We start from the raw sequence: 17910 nt of genomic DNA on the forward strand, positions 1-17910 counted from the left end.
TTATTTCACAATCTTGAAGCGGGTGCGGCGCGTGGCATAAGCAACGGCTCCGATGATCATCAGACCAAGAAATGCCTGTTGCAGATAAGGCGGGATGCCGAGCAAAACCATTCCGTTGGCCAGCACCGAAACGATCAGCACGCCGATGAGCGATTGCAGAACGCCTCCTTGCCCGCCCAGAAGCGAGGTTCCACCAACAACAACAGCCGTGATCGTCGTGAACAGGCGACCGGTACCAATATCGGCATTGCCCTGCCCAAGCTGCGCAGCGGCAAGCACAGCACCGAGGCCATAAAATGCACCAGCCATTGCGAAAACAAACAACTTGGTGCGCAGGACCGATACACCGGAAAGAACCGCAATGTCCTCGCCGCCACCAAGCGCATAGATATGGCGACCAAGGCGCGTATGGTTTTGTACCACCCAAGCGACGAACAAGGCCGCAAGCGCAATCCAGACGGTAAACGGAAGCCCTGCAAAACGCTCCAAAGCGAAACTGCGTACCGCGGCTTCACGAATAGCAATCGTTCCGCCGCCAACCATCAAAGTGGCAATGCCAAGCCCGATAAACCACATGCCAAGCGTCACCATGAAAGACGGTATGCGCAGGACGACATGCAACAGGCCGGAAAAAGCACCCATTGCAGCACCCACGGCAATTGCCGCGATTACGCCCAACACACTGCCCAACCATGAACTGTCCGCGGCCACCATAGATGCAAGCACCACGCCTGCCAGCGCCATGACGCCTTCTACGGAAAGATCGATGCTGCCAAGCAGGATCACAAACGTTGCGCCAAGCGTCAGCACCACTGGAATGGACGAAGCTGATGCAATGCGTACGAAATTATTGACCGAAAAGAAGTTGGGGCTGATCAATCCCAAACTAATGCATAGAACGACTAACACGATAAGAGGTGCGAGCCGACGCATCAGCTCCGGCATTCGGCTTTGAGGGCCGTTTTTAGATATGGCTGCGCCTTTAGCGTCAGCCGGACTGAGACCCTGGCTCGCAACTCTCATATGCTTTTCCTGTCAGGCAGTATTTCGCCAAATACGGCGTGTCGCATCAGATCGTGAGGGCCTTAGCCCTCGCGGATCTGTCCGCTTGCACGCCCCCAAATATCCTTGAAATCAAGGTTTGGCGTGTTCTTGATGTTGTGTTCGTAAAAATCATCAACATTGTCTTTGGTCACAACCAAAGCAGTGCCGTAGAACTCGCGATGATCTTTCGGCTCCTTCGATGGATCGAAGACACCAGCGCGCGCGCTGTAAGGAATTGCAAGCCCCATAGCGCCCTGCCAGAACGGATCAGACGACACGGTCGCGGCAAACTCGCCATTCTTCACAGCTTCAACAGCTGTTCCGATGCCATCAACGCCGGTGATTGGAATCTGCCCGGCGAGGCCTTCCGCACGCAATGCTTCCAGCGCGCCGATACCCATATCATCATTCGCGCACCAGATGCCTTTGATGTCATCGCCAAAACGGGTCAGCCATGCACTGACAACGTCGAACGCTTTGCTTGACTGCCAATCAGCAACCTGAAAATCCAGAAGCTGCACATCAGGATGTGCTGCAAGCGCCTTCTCAAGGCCCTGACGACGATCAATCGCAACTGTGTTCGACAGTGTGCCGCCAAGACCCAGAATTCCGCCCTTGCCACCAATGGAATTAATGAGGATTTCGGCGGTCTCCGCGCCATAGCGCTGACCATCGAAGCTCACATGCGCGACGTAATAAGGATCGTGATCCCAAGGATGCAGATCGGCAGGTTTATTCCACTGCGTCAGCACATGTGCCTTGGCTGCGGCGCACGCTTCCACGATAGGACGCGCATCGGCAGCGTCGTTTGGATCGACATTGATAACCGCATTACCGCCAGTACGTGCCAAAATTGCACGAATATCGGCAATGCCCTTCTCGCTATCGCCTTCAGTAACGAGCGTCACATAGTCCAGACCAAGCGACTTTGCGAAAGCTTCGCCGCCCTTGTTCCATGCAGCGTGATATGGATTTGAAAGCGAACGGATCGCATTCACCAGCGTTGGCTTCTGCTCGGCAAGTGCGCGCAGCGAAGACATTCCACTGAAAGCTGAAAGTGCACCAAGACCTGCAGCACCCTTCATGAAGGCGCGCCTGCTGAATGGCGTCGTACGAATTAGGCTCATGCGTTTTTCCTCCCAAAACCCGCATTGACTAGCTAGTCACTAGTAGTGCATAGCTATGCAAAGAGATTGCGTGTCGTCAATAGAAAATTTTTGGTGATTGCTATCTGACAACGCGAAAGTCAGTTCAAATCCTTGAAAGCATTTGAACATAATGGCAAAACGAAACCTGATGATTGTTCAAAAACGGGACATGAAGCCGCAAAGGATATGGAATGAAACGTGATAAGCCCTACGCATCATCCACTGATGTGGCGAGACTGGCAGGCGTTTCTCAATCCGCTGTTTCACGAACCTTTAAGCCGGGCGCTAGCGTTTCACCCGAAACGCGCAAAAAAGTCTTGGCTGCAGCGGAAGAACTGGGTTATCGCCCAAGCTTCATCCCGAGCATCATGCTAAGCCATCGCTCTCGACTAGTAGCGGTGGTAATAGGCGGCCTATACAACCCCTTCTATACATCCGTTCTTGAAACCTTCTCCAAGATGCTCCAGGCAGAAGGCTGGCGCATCTTGCTGGTGCACGTCGAAAGCGGACACACTTTCGATGATATTGTGCCAATGCTGGCAGGCTATCGTGTTGATGCCATCGTCAGCGCACTCGCGGTTCTTAGTCCAGAAGCGCTGGAACAATTATCGCAACTGCGCGTACCAGTAATCTCTTTTAACACCCGCTTTTCCGGCGAATGGGTGCATTCGATTAGCTGCGATAGTGTTGGTGCATCGCGTGTTATGGCCGAGCATTTCATTGAACGTGGCGCACGCAAGTTTGCCTATATTACCGGCCCAGTCGACAGTCAGGCAAACATTGATCGACAGTTCGGTTTTTGTAAGCGTCTTGAGGAAACTGGCTTCGAGCCCCCTCTCATTTTAGAGGGCAACTATCGCTATGAAGCGGGATATGCTGCGATCAAACAGCTTAAAGACATGATGAGTTCGACAAAAGAGCTACCAGATGCGATTTACTGTGCAAACGACCTATTGGCGCTTGGCGCTATAGATGCTTTACGGAAGGAAATCGGTGTTCGCATCCCTGATGACATCATCGTTGGAGGTTATGACAATATAGCAGAAGCTGGCTGGGCATCTTACAACCTTACCACACTGGTTCACGACGGCGAAAAAATGGTTGAGCGCGCGATAGAAATCCTCGCTGAAAGCGAGCCCGGGCAGATTGGCGAGCGCGACCACCAATCTGTTATCGCGTCTCCACTAATTATTCGAAACAGTACAGGCGGGTCTCAGCCAGCAGGCGAGACAAAACTATAAAATTCCGCCTTTATCAGCTCGCTGCAAAAAAAGAGGGTAAAACGATAAGAATAGACTGAAGAACACGCACGAAACTGCTAGTGGCTTAAAGGTGGATATAAGGAGAAATCATGCGCTTGATTATCATGGCAGCTATGATGCTGGTGGTTACGGGAATTGCAAATGCAGCTGATAAACCTATTGACACTTATTACGCCCGTTTAAGCGAGCGCGACCACTATAGTTCATCTGGCCAGCGCCTTACAAAAGTTGCAGGCATCATCCGACAGGACCGAGCTAATGTGCACCAGTTTGGCAAAGTCGACGCAGAAGACGAAAAAGATAAATTCTTCAGCAGCAAAGAGAACCGCGCCAAACTGGAGAATATGCTTGCGAACGTTCGAATCTCACCGATTGATCAGGCGACCATTATCAATGCAACGCCCGTGATTTTCGTTGAGGTCTATCCGACCTATGTCGTTGTAACAATGAAGTAATAACCCCCTTCAGCGTAGGCATCTTCAACGCGCTCTCAGCATTATTTTAGTTGTGGTCACCTTATCAATACGTTCTCTTGAATAGAGCAGTGGAACTGGGCTTGCTTCCTGCCAATTTGCTAGAAGATCCTTATAGTGCTCCGATGAAGGCAAACCCGATTGTCCGGGATTGTTGACAAACAAACTGTTATCCCAATCCCCCACATCAATGACCATCCGGACAGATGGACCTGCGACAACCGAGAAGTCGTGCAATCGGTACGTGGCATAATTAAGCGTCGAACTGCTACCACCCAAAGCTAACGGCTCAATCGACCAGTCGTCCTCTGTCAACGACTGTAAGGGATGGCGCAGCTCAAGCTTATGGATGTCACCCCATGCCCATTGCGTAGCATCCGCCCCCATCAAAGAGGCGCATTCAGCCCAGGCATCGGTGAGACTTTGTTGAATTGCCGCAATATGCCTGGAGGATGTTTCCGCATTTTCCAGCCATGACACAATGCTCGGTGAATCGAATGGCATGAGCAGTGGTACAACTTCCGGGGTCGCACCCTCGGCCTTTGCAACAAGCGGTCCAAGATACTTGTTCAGCCAGACTTCAAAAAGCGCTGCCGTTGCAGATTTTGCCGAAAGGTCCGCACCCCAATCGCGAAGAAGCAGCACAGCCGGATCATTACTATGCTGGAACAGTCCCTTGAGGCTTTTTAGTGTCCGCGCGGCAATGGGTGAAAAAGTGGAGGCTTGCAGGCGCGCGCAGTCTTCAAGCGATATTGGCGCTTTGCGCGACAGCGCTTGATGCAAGGTGTTGTGACGACTGCTATCCAGCCATTCATAACCAATCGCCGGATTAGCAGCTGTCCACGCATCAGGCACGTTCATGGCGTTGGCGGTCGCGATAAAGCCGCGTTCTGGATTAACTTCAACAGGGCCAGACTGCGGAGCCAGATAGCCATTCCACTCATAACACCCATCACCGGGGACAGGTAAAAGTCCGTCCCAGTTCTCGCGAACAGGCGTGGCCCCTGAAGGCTTCCATGCAATGGTGTTTGTGGTATCTGCATAGATGTGATTAACCGACGGGCATCCCCAGCCATCCAGCGCTCTGGCATAATCAGCATAGTTTTTAGCCCGCATAACGGACAGGCTGGCCATATAAGGTGCCATGCCCGCATCCATCCAGACTGTACGCAGGCCAAAAGCGCGGTTGTTCGCTTTATCCTCATAGAGCACAGGACCATGCCTCGTGAATTTGAGTTCGACGGTTTGATCCAGATGCCCTTTAACGGGGATGGCTTCAGTAATCGTCGTGAACCGCTCCCAATTGCCTTGATAGGCATATTGGTCGTGGTTGTTTTCATCAGTCTGATAAACGTAGATATCTTCCTGATCGGCTCCAAAGATGGTGAGGCCAAAGGCAGCGGTACCGTTATGCCCCATGGATATTCCGGGAACCATAGGTTCACCTGCACCGATCACATCAAGGCCCGGCATGGTGAGATGAACGACGTAGCGTATCGATGGCAAACCATGGGCCCGGTGGGGATCGAGTGCCAGTATCGGTCGCCCGGTCGTGGTCTTTTCAGCTGCGATTGCCCAATTATTGGAACCCTCTTCAAAAGAGGCGCGCGCGATGTCGCCGGACGCCGAAACGACCGTCCAGAGACCTGCTTCATCAAGTGTTGCAGCCAAGCGTTCTTTGGAGAAGGTGGCGGGACTGACAGCGAGCTGGAAGTCACGCAAAACCCTGTCAGTCATGATGTTGGGATCAAAGCCGTCGACCGGCTTTGGCACCACGCCATGCGACAATTCCTTGCGCAACTGATCGAGCTTACCACCCAGCTCCACACCCGCTTTTGCCATGACTTTTGAGCGTAGAAGCTCTGATGATGCATTTCGTGTCAGCGAATGGGTGCGTACGCGAATGACATCTACAGCACACCAACGATCAGGCTTGTGACCGAGCAGAGAGAACTCCGGCGGAAGTGCCCGCTCGCCTGCTTCACAGGCATCGATATATGCATTGATGCCTTGAGCAAAAGCCGTGCATATCTGTTCCGAATCCGGACCATAGGCCGTCCATTCCGGCGCCATGTCTCCGCGATAAAGCAGGAGGCGTGCAGCCCTGTCCTGCTCAAGATAGCCGGGGCCAAAATCACGCGCCAGCAGACCAAGCCCGCGCTTGCGTGCTATATCGATCTGCCAGAGCCGATCGCGCGCGGCATTAAAACCTTGCGCGAAAAACAGATCATGCAGGTTCTCTGCCCTGATATGGGCGACGCCCCATTGATCCACATTGATCGTGACTTCGCTCAGCAAACCCGCAATGCGGGTTGCCGTTGATCTTGTAGCATCGGCCATGGCCGCACCTCTGGCTGTTATTCCAGTGAGAGAAACAGGCCCGCATGAAGGCGAGCACGTTCGACCAGACTGTCTTCGAAAATATGTTCGCCCAGCGTATGCAGGCCTTCGCCACGCACGCCGATTGAATCGATTGTCGGGACACCAAGCGCGCCGGTAAAATTACCGTCCGAGCCGCCGCCCGAACTTTGAACGGACATGGTGAAGCCGATCTCCTTTGCGATATCATTGGCAAAGTTGAAGAGCTTCATATCCTGCGGCTGACCCGGCTCCCACACAGGACGCGTGACGCCACGGGTGATGATCAATTCAACCCCATCTTTGTCTCCGCCAAGCGCCATGATCCGCGCAACGCCGTCTTCCAGGTCTTTTTGCGTTTTGGCCATGCTAAGCGCTTCGGCGTTACAGCTTGATGAGACGCAATTGACCCATTGGCCTGCATGAATGACTCCAACCGAGAAGGTGCAATCGTCTGTTGTGAGCGCTTCGATCTCGATAATTTTTTCGGCCATACGACGGATTGCCGAGCGGCCTTCTTTGAGAAGCCAACCGGCATGGCTTGGCTTGCCTACAGTCTCAAGATTGTATCGCGCGATTGCATAACGACCGACAACCGCTCCGCCATCACGCAATGCTGGCTCCGGCACCAGAACATATTTATTCTTGAGCGCTTCCTGCTCAATCAGATCGCGGGTTGACGGTGTGCCGACTTCTTCATCCGGTGTCAAAAGAAACGTAACGGGAAGCTTTGTTGCAAGACCGCTCCGTGCGATCTCACGCATGGCTTCAAGCGCCACGAAGTTGCCGCCCTTCATATCCTGAATGCCGGGGCCGTAAAGTTTACCGTCCTCGCGGCGATAGGGATTGATGTTGATCACACCGAGCGGATGAACCGTATCAAGATGGCCTGACACAAGAATACCCGGCTTGCCCTGATCCTTATGCGGGAAACGAGCGCGCAGGGAGCCGCCGAACCCCATGCGACCCGGAATGAATTCAATTGTGGCACCAGCCGCAGCAAAATCATAAGCGGCAACCTCAACCATGCGATTAACTGCACTTGCATCGAAGGTCGGGCTTTCCGTTTCGATCCAAGGGCGCAGGCGCGCAATCATGTCATCGAGGTTAAATGGCAATTCATGCGTACTCATGCTGCTAAGTCCTTGTTTACTGGCAGGCGGGTTTCCACGATCCGGGCATAGATCGACGCTCCGATTGGCAGTGTTTCAGGCTCAAGCACGAAAGCAGGATTATGCAGCGCAGCTTTACCGCCATGCATCACATTGATGTAAGCACCCGGTACACGCGCGAGCATGTCGGCAAAATCCTCACTGCCCATAAAGGCCGGGCAATCATCGCTCACATTGTCTTCACCCAGCACATCGCGCGCTGCCGCCATATAAGCGTCGGAGAGTTCATGGTCGTTGCGCAGGACGTCAAAGACGTTGCGAAGATCGACATCAACCGTGATACCGTAACCCGCAGCCACACCTGCACAGATTTCACGGATACGGCTTTCCGCAAGCTCACAGACACGCTGCTCGAAATAGCGGATGGTGCCGGTGATGGTTGCCACTTCCGGCACGATATTGTAGGCGCTGCCGGTATGAAACTGCGTGCAGGATACAACGCAGGCATCCGTTGCCGGGATGTTGCGTGACACAATGGTCTGCAACTGGCCAACCAGGTCAGCGCCAATCACCAGCACGTCGCGGGCATTGTGCGGCTGGGCTGCATGGCTTCCCTTGCCGGTCAGTTTGATGTCGAAGAAGCTTGCGCCAGCCATAGCCGCACCCTTGCGGATAAGCGCTTTGCCTAGTGTGCCCATCGGCTGGTTGTGCATTCCGTAGATTTCATCGCAAGGGAAACGCTCAAACAGTCCTTCGGCGATCATGCCGCGTGCTCCACCAAGACCTTCTTCGGCGGGCTGGAAAACAAAGACGGCAGTGCCTTCGAAATTGCGCGTCTCAGCAAGATATTGAGCCGCACCAAGCAGCATGGTTGTATGACCATCATGCCCACAGGCATGCATCCGGCCGGGATTTTGCGACGTGTAAGACACGCCCGAAATCTCGTCGATCGGCAGCGCATCCATATCTGCCCGCAGACCCACACGGCGATTGCCTGGATTTCTGCCTTTCAGAATGCCAACGACACCGGTTTTGGCGATGCCGGTATGCACCTCGTCAAAGCCCCATTTTTCTAAGAGTTCCGCTACAACGCCTGAAGCATGTTGTTCCTCAAAGCCAATTTGCGGATGACGATGCAGATCTTCGAAAACCGCGCGCATCTCGCCGGCTTTCTCCTCAATAAACGGTATGATGGGCATGATTTCATTCCTGTCTGAAATACTGAAGATAATTCAAGCGGCCGGACGTCCCGCCGCAAAATCCCAGAAGCGACCGGGCGCCGCCTCTATCAAAGATCGCGTATATTCATGCGAAGGCTTGCCAAGCACGTCGGAAGCATTGCCCTGCTCAACAACCTGTCCGCGTTTCATCACCAAGACTTCATCGCAAATCTGCGCGGCCACTCGCAGATCGTGGGTGATGAAAATGATGGCAATGCCGGTATCGCGCTGCAATTCGGCGAGAAGTTCGAGAACCTGCGCCTGTACCGAAACGTCGAGGGCAGACACAGCCTCGTCGGCCACCAGAATGTCCGGTCGAAGGGCTACCGCACGCGCAATGGCGATACGCTGTCGCTGGCCACCGGAAAACTGATGCGGATAACGCTTCAGCGAATCCTCCGGAAGCGAAACGATCTTCAAGAGACGTTTGGCTTCAGCGACTGCCTCTTCATAAGGAACACCATAATTGACAGGGCCTTCCGTCAAGCTTTGCTCAATTGTCCAACGCGGGTTCAATGAGCGGAACGGGTCCTGAAACACGACCTGAAGCTTCTTGCGAAAAGGCTTCATTTCACGTTTCCCAAGATGCGCAATATCACGCCCGTCCACGACGATTTCACCCTCAGTCGGTTCGATCAAACGCATGATCGAGCGGGCAACAGTGGTTTTGCCGGAACCGGATTCGCCGACAATTCCAAGTGTTCTTCCAGGCTGAAGCTCGAAGTTCACTTCATATGAAGCTTTAACTCCGGGCTTTGTGCTGAACAGTCCACCAGCTTTATAGGTCATGCCAAGGTCACGAACACGGATCACCGCTTCACGTCCCTGTGGCTCACGCGCCAGCCGCGGAATGAGGCTTGGCACTGAGCCAAGCAGGTCTTTGGTATATTGCTGCTGTGGCGATGTCAGAACCTCACGGATGGTCCCTCGTTCCACGATCTCACCGCTGCGCATGACACAGACACGATCAGCAATTTCAGCAACCACGCCCATATCATGGGTGATGAACAGCACGGCTGTTCCATGCTTCTCCTGCAATTCTGCAATAAGCGACAGGATTTGTTTTTGTGTTGTCACGTCAAGCGCGGTGGTCGGCTCATCGGCAATCAGAACCACCGGCTCCAGAATGAGTGCCATAGCGATCATGATACGTTGACGCTGTCCGCCTGAAAGCTGGTGCGGATAGCTTTGATAAATCCGCTCTACATCCGGCAGGTGTACCTGCTCCATGATGTTGATGACTTTGGCACGCTTGGCCTCTGACGAAAGGCTGGTATGAACATCCAGAACTTCCGTGATCTGCTCACCCACCCGCATAACAGGATTAAGCGCCGTCATCGGTTCCTGAAAGATCATGGAGATACGTGTTGCACGCATCTTTTTCATGTCCGCAGCCGACAGCTTGAGCAAATCGGTGCCGTCGAGCCTGATCGCGCCTTCTTTGACCAGAAGTGCATCTTTCGGCAAGAGCCCCATTGCGGTAAGCGACGTTACCGACTTACCTGAACCGGATTCGCCCACGAGACAGACGGTCTCGCCCTTGCGAATGTCAAAGCTTACGCTACGCAGAACTGGTGTGCCGCCGGGAAGTGCCACAACAAGATTTTCGACTTCCAGAACGACGGGTTCATGTGTGAAATCACGATTGCGCAGTTCCATATCAGCCCTCCCGCTTTTTCAGACGTGGGTCGAGTGTATCGCGCGCTGCGTCACCCAATAGATTGATCGACAAAACGCAGAGTGTCAGCAACAGACCCGGCCACAGCACGATCGATGGCTTGATCCGGAAAAACTGGCGACCTTCTGCCATGATGTTGCCCCAGGTCGGGATTTCCGTGCTGATACCGGCACCAAGAAACGACAGGATTGCTTCGGTCAGGATTGCCGACGCAATGATGTAAGTGCCCTGCACGATGAGCGGTGCCATCGTATTGGGCAGCAGATGCCGGAACAGAATCTTCGGTGCGCTTGAACCAAGTGCTAAAGCTGCTTCAACATACGGTTCCTCACGCGCGGTCAGAATGACAGAGCGAACCAGACGCACGACGCGGGGAATTTCGGGAATGGTGATCGCTATGATGACAGAACCAATCGATGGACCGTTGAGAGCGACCAGAGCAATCGCGATCAGGATCGATGGCATCGCCATCAAAGCATCCATCATACGCATGATGATGGCATCCGCAGTACGGAAGAAACCGGCAATAAGGCCGATGATCACGCCAACACCAATAGATGCGGCGGCTGCCAGAAGTCCGATCAGCAGCGAAATACGGCCACCGAGGATCATGCGCGAAAACAGATCGCGACCATAATTGTCAGTTCCAAGCAGATATTCATCCGATGCAGGCTTAAGCCGCATCATGGGGTTCATGGCGAGCGGATCGTGTGGAGCAATCCACGGAGAAATGAGGGTGAGAAGCAGGATTGCACCGAGAAGAATGGCGGCAATCATTGGCCCGATACCAACGCGTGCAACGCGCGGCAGCGAGAACATGCGGAGCATCCAATGCATACCCGCTGATGTTTTTTCTGAGCGCATCAATAACGAATCCTTGGGTCGAACAGAGTATAGGAAAGGTCGATCAGCAGATTGACGAACACATAAAGCGCACTTGTCAGTAGGATCATCGCCTGAATGACCGGATAATCGCGCGCGAGAACTGCATCCACCGTCAGGCGCCCGATGCCCGGGATATTGAAAATGCTCTCGGTTACGACCACACCGGAAATCAGCAGGGCAAAGCCAGTGCCAACGATGGTCACGACCGGCACGGCTGCGTTTTTGAGCGCGTGAACGAAGAGCAGGCGGCGATCACTCACGCCTTTGGCACGGGCGGTGCGAATATAATCTTCGCCAAGTACATCTAGCATTGCCGCACGGGTCATGCGGGCGATCAGCGCGATGTAGATCGAAGCAAGTGTAAGAGCAGGCAGGATTGCGCGCTCCAGAAAGCCACCCAAGCCTGATGAAATCGGCTTGAAGCCCTGTACCGGAAGCCAGCCAAGATTGACCGAGAAAATCAACAGTAGCACATAGCCAACAAGAAAGACCGGGACGGAAAAGCCAAGAACTGAAAAGCTCATGACAAGATAGTCTGCCCATGAACGGTGGCGCCATGCAGCAATCACACCCATTGGAATAGCGACAAGCACTGCAATGATAATGGTCAGCACAGCGATAGAGATTGTGGGGCCGATACGCTGCGAAACCATATCGAGAACTGGTACGCCCGAAATCAGCGACACTCCGAGATCGCCCTGCATGATCTTACCCATCCAGGTGAAATACTGGGTGAGGATTGGCTCGTTAAGGCCCATGGCTTCGCGGATGCGTTCAAGCTGTTCGGTGGTGGCGGCATCGCCAGCCAGAATTGCAGCCGGATCACCCGGCGTCAGTCTCAGGAGGAGGAATACAAACACCGATACCAGCAACAAAACCGGCACGAGTGCGAAGATGCGTTTTAACAGATAGACAGCCATATGCGCGTCCCGCTTGAGGTGGGACCGACAGAGCGTCGGACCCACGTTGAACTGGGAGCTATCGCACTAAGCGCGATAGCTGCGGGCGGATTACTCTTCGGTCTTTTTCACATTCCAGAAGACCGGAACAGGCGAACCAAGCATATCGACGACATTGGTTCTGCGGCCCTGCGGCGGGTTATATTCACCCAGCGGAATGTAGAGAACATTTTCCAGTGTCTGAGCTTGTATCTTCTCTACCGCAGCTTTCTGCTCCTCAGGCGTCTTGGCCGCGATATATTCCTTTTTCAGGGCTTCAATCTTCTCGTCTTCCGGCCAGCCAAACCAGGCCTGATCTCCACGACCATTGAGCATGACCGAATTCAAAGGTGTTGCAATTTCTGGAATCTGCCAGTTGGTGAAGAACATATTCCAGCCGCCCTTTGCAGGCTCATCTTTCGATGCGCGGCGACCGACAAGGGTTTGCCAGTCCATTGGCTGCATATCGACCGTAAAGCCAGCTGCCCGCAGTTGTTGAGCTGCAACAACTGGCTGCGGTGACAGACTGGACACGTCAGTTGGCTGCATCAGGACAACCGGCTTACCATCATAGCCAGCCTTCTTAAGAAGCTCTTTTGCTTCTTCGATATTGCCCTTTGCTACAAGGCTTTCAGAGCCGACATCTGTGGCGTTCGGGGTGCCGCAACCAAAAATCGCACCACAAACCTTATAGTAATTTGGATCAGCCATCAGAGCTGCCAGCACTGGCTCCTGCGACATGGCAAGGAACGCTGCGCGGCGAATATCCGGATTATCAAAAGGCGGATGCTTGAAATTGAGGCGGCCCATGGTCTGATAGCCAAGCGGATCGCGCTGCTCCAGAACGACTGTGTCATCGCCTTCAAAAAGCGGCACAAGATCAACCGGAACCTGCTCGATATAGTCGATTTCACCACTTGTCAGCGCATTCGAAGCCGTCTGAGCATCGGTCATCGTGACCCAACGCACCTTATCGACGTTGACGACCTTACCGCCTGCCATCCAGCTCGCTGGCTCGCTGCGCGGTACATAATCTTCATTCTTGATGTAAGTCACGCCGACGCCCGGCTGGAACTCGGCAGGTACGAACTTGAACGGTCCCGAACCAATATGTTCGGTGATTGCAGTATCAGCAGGCGTTGCCGCGATACGCGCTGGCATAATGAATGGAGGTAATGCGGACTGCTTGGCAATCGTATCGAGGAACGGTGCAAAAGGTTCCTTTAGCGTCCAGACGATTGTTTTATCGTCGTTTGCTTTGAGCGAATCTGTGATGTCCATGATCAGCTGGCCGCCGGTATCGCGCTTGGCCCAGCGTTCAAGCGAAGCGACAACGTCAGTAGCCGTTACCGGCGCACCATCATGAAATTTGAGACCATCGCGTAAGGTGAATGTATAGGTCTTACCGTCATCTGAGACGGTCCACTCTGCCATTTGCGGCTGAGGTTTGAAGTTTTCATCAACGGCAATCAGCACGTCATAAATCATATAGGCATGATCGCGCGTAATGTGAGCGGTAGTGATTACCGGGTCGAGCATACGCAGATCCGAGTGCATAACAGCAGTTAGTGTTGTTTCTGCTGCGGCTTGGCCAGCACTGAGCGCAATCAGCGAAGCGGCAATGCCATATTTAAGTTTGCGGAGGATAGGCCCAGTGTGTGGTGGTTTAAAAAACGTCATATACTTGGTTCCTCTGAAGGTTGTTATTATTGTTTTATTTGAATGTGTCTCCCAGCGGCTCAAGCCGGATGCCTGAACGCAAATTCTTCCACGTCAATTGTGCAGGGCTGAGAGGCATTGCGCCGGGAGCGGTGCAAACGAGAAGCTTTTCGGCGATTGGTGCAAAATCCGCCCTGAAATGTACCGAACTTTTATTGACCAGAATGGCTTCCTGTTCAGGCTCGATACCAACCATGCGATAAAGCGCACGATCCGCCATCTGCGCCAGATTTGTGGTCACGACAACCCGCGTTCCGCCGAGCCGCAAACAAGCGGATGGTCCCATGTCGAGCCATGTTCCGCCATAATAGGGACCAGTTGCATGTGCCTTGCCGTCGGACAGTTTTTCAACGATGAACTTTGCTCGATAGGGCTTATCACCTGCAATACCCGACTTGCCGCCGAGTGCGATTTCAACTTCCGCACCCTCACCTGCCTGATGTGCAATCTTTGCTGCTTCTGCGTCGTGAATACAGCCGATGGCAGCGCGTTCCGCGCCACCAGAAACGAGTGCGCGTAGCATTCCTGTGGTATCTGAACTACCACCCGCACCGGGATTATCCTGTGTATCAGCAATGACGATCGGACGGCTTGCATCGCGGGAAAGCTCAATGGCTTTCGCAACGCCTTCTTCAGGCTGATAGGCTGTGCCCGCAAAGGCAGGCTCTGCCGCAGACAGGGCTGCCATGATCTCATCGGCACAGGCTTCAACCGCCTGGCCGTTCCAGCCATAGGCAAAGACTGAGGGGCCGCATTCGGCAAAATCAGCCGCAGGAAAGCCCATGAACAGCGAAGCCGTCAGTACATTTTCCGGCAGATCAATGGTCATGCCGTAAAGGCCTTTGGCAGGCTGTTCATCTGTGCACTGCCACGCAATCGGAATGAGATAATCACCTTGTCGCATTGCCTTATGCCAGCCATGAGGCTTGTCCATCAGCGCCTGCAACGCATCCGCCGCACGATAACCGGTTTCGGCCATATCGATATGCGGATAGGTGCGGAAGCCAACCATGACATCTGCATGGTCGAACATGCGCTTTGTGATATTGCCATGCAGATCCAGCGCTACTGATAGCGGCTCACTTGGGCGCACCGCACGCACACGTTCCAGAAGTTCGCCTTCTCCATCATCGATGTGCTCGGCAACCATGGCGCCATGAAGGTCGATGAAGATACCATCAAGCGGACCGCATCCCTTTAAGCCTTCGACAATCTCAGAGACGATTGTTTCATAAGCGTCCTTTGTGACAGGAGCGGAAGGAATGGCGCCAGCCCATAGGATTGGCACAATTTCCCAGCCCGCTTCATGCGCAAATTTCAGCGCCCCGGCGATACCAAGATTGACGTTCTGCGCATTTTTGAAAATCGCGTCACCGCGCGAAAGCGGGATATATCCGCCACCCTGAACGAACGCTGCCAATGTTGCTGGAGTTGCAGCAAAAGTGTTCGTTTCATGCAAAAAGCCAGCTACAGCCACGCGTTTTGACACGAGCGTACTCCCATTTTCCTGATTTGCCCCCTCGGGCTATTACGTGTATCTGTCAGCGATACATCTATATTGATTTTTTATGATAGGGACCAACTTTGACGCTTGTCAATCATTGAATCTGGATTAAAGCTTTTTCTCATGAACACATTTCGAGACCTGCGCGGCATATCCACTTTCGACCCGGATGAAGCAGACGCCTTCGCGGATGATCCGCTATTCTTGCGGTCAGTCGCGCGAACGGTAGCGGTGATGTCAGCATTTCAAACTGCACGACATCCCCTGTCGCTGAGCCAGGTAGCCGGTGCTGCTGGCATTGATCGAAGTGCTGCACAAAGAATTGTCCATACGCTGCTCAAGCTGAATATGCTGGCGCGAGACCCGGACGATCGCGGTTATCTGCCGGGCTTGCGCACTCTCGATATGACCCACGATCTTTTGCGACTCAACCCCATGTTGCAGCGTGCAAATCCTGTTATGTTGGAACTACGGCGACGTGTCAGTGAGCGTGTTGATCTATCGCTTTTCGATGATGTGCGCGTGATCTACGCACTGCGTATGCCCTCCAAACATGAGGTGTTCAGCGCGACGATTGTTGGGAATGCTGTGCCGACTTACTGCACCGCAGGTGGCGTGGCGATACTTTCGCGCCTGTCGGACGAAATTATTGCCGATATCGTCAGCCGCTCTGATCTTACCCCATTTACGCAGCACACCGTTCGCGATTTGGAAGGTGTGATGGAATACGTACGCGCCACACGTGAACGCGGACACTCACTGTTGTGTAAACAATTGCTCAATCATGAAGTGGTCATCGGTGCCCCAATCATGGATTGGAGAGGCACGCCCGTTGGTGCAATCCATGTGGCGGGAAGCCTTCAAGAATGGACTGCTGAAGGCTTTAGCGATAGTTTTGGGCCACTGATCCAAAATGCTGCGCAGACAATTTCGGAGAAATCGTCTCCCTCCGGTAAGTGACGCATCGACGCTGATTGAAAGCTTTACCGAACAAAAATGCCGGGCTTTTAGCCCGGCATTTTCATCTATTAGTCTTCCTTGATCAGGCTGTCTTTGCTGGTATCGCGCATCCGAAGATAAACGATCAGCGAAATACCGATCATGACAGTGACGTACCAGTAAAAGCCGCGTTCCCAGCCGCCATTCTTAAAGCTCAGCGCAACATATTCAGCCGTTCCGCCAAACAATGTGTTGGCGAGAGCATAAGGCAGCGCCACGCCAAGTGCGCGGATATGAGCCGGGAAGAGTTCAGCTTTCACCACCGCATTGATCGAGGTGTAACCCGTAACAATGATCAACGCGCCCATGACCAGCAAACCAGCGATGATCGGATCACGCGTCTGCTCAAGCGTCGAGAAGATCGGATATGTGAACAACACACCCGCTGCACCAAAAGCAACCATCAGCGGCTTACGGCCAATCTTGTCGGAAAGAGCACCCGCGATCGGTTGCAGGCACATGAAGATGAACAGTGTGATTGCGTTGATCTGGCTGGCGATTTCACGGCTGAAACCGGACGTGTTGACGAGAAACTTCTGCATGTAGATCGAGTACGCATAGAAAGCGAGCGTGCCACCGGCGGTCAGAAGCATGACCAGCGCGGTTTCCTTCGGGTGATACTTGATCAGCGTCCAGAAGCCCGACTTTGGTGCATCCTTGGTTTTTGCGTTCTTGAAGCTTTCGGTTTCAGCAAGGCCGCGACGCAGCCAGAAAACGACAACTGCAAGCAGTGCACCAATGAAGAAAGGAATACGCCAGCCCCAGGATTCGAGCGCCGACGTTTCCATCGTGCTCTGAAGCACGATCAACAACAGAATTGCCAGAAGCTGACCGGAAATAAGCGTCACATACTGGAAAGACGAGAAGAAACCACGGCGGCTCTTGCCAGCCATTTCGGACAGATAAGTCGCGCTCGCACCATATTCACCGCCAACCGACAGGCCCTGCATCAAACGTGCAAGTACCAGAAGAGCCGGAGCGACAAGACCGATGGTTTCGTAACCGGGGGTCACTGCAATAATGAGCGAACCCGCGCACATCAGCGTAACGGATAGAGCCAGACCCGCTTTACGACCCTTGCGATCGGCATAAATACCCATGATCCACGCACCAATCGGGCGCATGATGAAGCCAACGGCAAAAACTGCGGCAGCACTCAGAAGCTGCGCAGTCTGACTTTCCGACGGAAAGAAATGCGGCGCAAAATAAAGAGTAAAAGCTGCATAAACATACCAGTCGAACCATTCGACAAGATTACCGGTCGATCCGCCGATGATGGATTTGAGCCGGCTATTGGTGCTTTGCGCATCACTCCGTTCGGATGTTATTGAGACCATGCGGTTGCTCCTTCAAATCTCTCGATCTTTGAGGTTCACCCGTTGTATGAGCGCGAAGCCGCGCTTGTTCCGGGTGTTTTGACTGCTTTCAGGGTGGTCCGCTGCGCATCTTTCAGATGCTTTGAAACCGAACCCTCCCCGAAGCGATTGCTAAATGGTGGGGTTTCTAAATCCGTGCCCCTCGACCGGTTCGGTCTTCGCTCGTTTGCGCATAGAAAAATACGCACGCCTGA

14 protein-coding genes are annotated in these 17910 nt (G+C 53.5%); 3 read left to right on the top strand and 11 right to left on the bottom strand.

The window, feature by feature from the left end:
* Together CEV34_RS25060 and CEV34_RS25065 are read right to left on the bottom strand one after the other, a co-directional pair.
* Nucleotides 1-1023: an ABC transporter permease gene (locus tag CEV34_RS25060; RefSeq protein WP_083898672.1), complete on the bottom strand. Its 1023-nt coding sequence runs from the start codon at nt 1021-1023 to the stop codon at nt 1-3.
* Nucleotides 1024-1085: 62 nt separating this feature from the next.
* Nucleotides 1086-2171, bottom strand: coding sequence for a sugar ABC transporter substrate-binding protein (locus tag CEV34_RS25065; protein ID WP_094544744.1), 1086 nt, complete (start codon nt 2169-2171; stop codon nt 1086-1088).
* 212 nt (nt 2172-2383) lie between these two features.
* Between CEV34_RS25065 and CEV34_RS25070 the strand changes: the two genes are divergently transcribed.
* Together CEV34_RS25070 and CEV34_RS25075 are read left to right on the top strand one after the other, a co-directional pair.
* A complete protein-coding gene (locus CEV34_RS25070; RefSeq protein WP_007880095.1) occupies nt 2384-3433 on the top strand; it encodes a LacI family DNA-binding transcriptional regulator in 1050 nt (349 codons plus the stop codon).
* Nucleotides 3434-3543: 110 nt separating this feature from the next.
* A complete protein-coding gene (locus CEV34_RS25075; RefSeq protein ID WP_007880096.1) occupies nt 3544-3909 on the top strand; it encodes a hypothetical protein in 366 nt (121 codons plus the stop codon).
* A 24-nt stretch (nt 3910-3933) separates the two neighbouring features.
* Here the strand turns inward: CEV34_RS25075 and CEV34_RS25080 are convergent, their stop codons facing one another.
* From CEV34_RS25080 to CEV34_RS25115, 8 genes are all read right to left on the bottom strand, one after another.
* On the bottom strand, nt 3934-6267 hold the full coding sequence (locus CEV34_RS25080) for a penicillin acylase family protein (RefSeq protein ID WP_094544745.1): 2334 nt from the start codon (nt 6265-6267) through the stop codon (nt 3934-3936).
* Nucleotides 6268-6284: 17 nt separating this feature from the next.
* Entirely contained in the window at nt 6285-7418 is a 1134-nt protein-coding gene (locus tag CEV34_RS25085; RefSeq protein ID WP_094544746.1) for a M20/M25/M40 family metallo-hydrolase, read from the bottom strand.
* Nucleotides 7415-8596: a M20 aminoacylase family protein gene (locus tag CEV34_RS25090; protein WP_007880114.1), complete on the bottom strand. Its 1182-nt coding sequence runs from the start codon at nt 8594-8596 to the stop codon at nt 7415-7417. The genes CEV34_RS25085 and CEV34_RS25090 overlap by 4 nt, the downstream gene beginning before the upstream one ends.
* A gap of 33 nt (nt 8597-8629) precedes the next feature.
* On the bottom strand, nt 8630-10276 hold the full coding sequence (locus CEV34_RS25095) for an ABC transporter ATP-binding protein (protein WP_007880115.1): 1647 nt from the start codon (nt 10274-10276) through the stop codon (nt 8630-8632).
* 1 nt (nt 10277) lies between these two features.
* Nucleotides 10278-11159, bottom strand: coding sequence for an ABC transporter permease (locus CEV34_RS25100; protein ID WP_007880116.1), 882 nt, complete (start codon nt 11157-11159; stop codon nt 10278-10280).
* Entirely contained in the window at nt 11159-12100 is a 942-nt protein-coding gene (locus CEV34_RS25105; protein ID WP_007880117.1) for an ABC transporter permease, read from the bottom strand. Before CEV34_RS25105 ends, CEV34_RS25100 begins: the two co-directional genes overlap by 1 nt.
* Nucleotides 12101-12190: 90 nt before the next feature.
* Complete coding sequence (locus CEV34_RS25110; protein WP_094544747.1) at nt 12191-13798, bottom strand: ABC transporter substrate-binding protein; 1608 nt, start codon at nt 13796-13798, stop codon at nt 12191-12193.
* Nucleotides 13799-13832: 34 nt separating this feature from the next.
* A complete protein-coding gene (locus CEV34_RS25115) occupies nt 13833-15326 on the bottom strand; it encodes a M81 family metallopeptidase (protein ID WP_007880121.1) in 1494 nt (497 codons plus the stop codon).
* A gap of 138 nt (nt 15327-15464) precedes the next feature.
* On the opposite strand from CEV34_RS25115, the gene CEV34_RS25120 reads away from it, so the two are divergent.
* Nucleotides 15465-16301, top strand: coding sequence for an IclR family transcriptional regulator (locus CEV34_RS25120; protein WP_007880122.1), 837 nt, complete (start codon nt 15465-15467; stop codon nt 16299-16301).
* A gap of 68 nt (nt 16302-16369) precedes the next feature.
* Here the strand turns inward: CEV34_RS25120 and CEV34_RS25125 are convergent, their stop codons facing one another.
* Nucleotides 16370-17677, bottom strand: coding sequence for an MFS transporter (locus tag CEV34_RS25125; protein ID WP_007880123.1), 1308 nt, complete (start codon nt 17675-17677; stop codon nt 16370-16372).
* Between the last annotated feature and the right edge of the window lie 233 nt (nt 17678-17910).

Source organism: Brucella pseudogrignonensis, assembly GCF_002252525.1.
In the GTDB taxonomy this organism is placed as follows: domain Bacteria; phylum Pseudomonadota; class Alphaproteobacteria; order Rhizobiales; family Rhizobiaceae; genus Brucella; species Brucella pseudogrignonensis.